We start from the raw sequence: 218 nt of genomic DNA, 5'->3' as shown, positions 1-218 counted from the left end.
CCGATCGCCAGCGCGATCAGCTCCTTGGTCTTCTTGTCGAGTGCGCCGTCGGCGAAGGCCGCCTTCGACAGCTCGCCGAAGCCCTTGTAGACCTCGGGGATGGCGCGGCGAAGGCTGCGGTGGAGAGGGGAGAGGTCGTCGAGGACGACCTTGCCGTGGGGCGAGGCCGGCGGCGTGATCGGGGTGGGGTCGGTGGTCATGGTGGTTTCCTCTCTGTG

1 protein-coding gene is annotated in these 218 nt (G+C 68.3%); it reads right to left on the bottom strand.

All coding sequences use genetic code 11. The features are described from left to right. A partial coding sequence (locus ACOADB_RS12225; RefSeq protein WP_378598687.1) for a carboxymuconolactone decarboxylase family protein occupies nucleotides 1-200 on the bottom strand: 200 nt, incomplete at its 3' end. Between the last annotated feature and the right edge of the window lie 18 nt (nucleotides 201-218).

Origin of the sequence: Nocardioides sp. CPCC 206348 (assembly GCF_048654705.1) — a bacterium.
In the GTDB taxonomy this organism is placed as follows: domain Bacteria; phylum Actinomycetota; class Actinomycetes; order Propionibacteriales; family Nocardioidaceae; genus Nocardioides.
The sequence above is the reverse complement of the archived record's forward strand: the minus strand, read 5'-3'. Positions and strand labels throughout refer to the sequence as shown.